We start from the raw sequence: 203 nt of genomic DNA on the forward strand, positions 1-203 counted from the left end.
AGCCGATGTGCTTGCTGAAGCTGATGTGCTTGCTAAAGCTGATGTGCTTGCTGAAGCTGAGGTGCTTACTGAAGCTGATGTTGATTCAGAAGCCGATGTGCTTGCTGAAGCTGATGTTGATTCAGAAGCCGATGTGCTTGCTGAAGCTGAGGTGCTTGCTGAAGCTGAGGTGCTTGCTGAAGCCGATGTGCTTGCTGAAGCCG

At 51.2% G+C, this 203-nt stretch carries 1 pseudogene; it reads left to right on the forward strand.

Features of this window, described 5'->3' with window-relative positions:
• A pseudogene (locus HMPREF2795_RS10750) lies at positions 1–203 on the forward strand (hypothetical protein); the annotation flags it as partial.

The organism is Streptococcus sp. HMSC056C01, from assembly GCF_001811305.1.
Lineage (GTDB): Bacteria > Bacillota > Bacilli > Lactobacillales > Streptococcaceae > Streptococcus.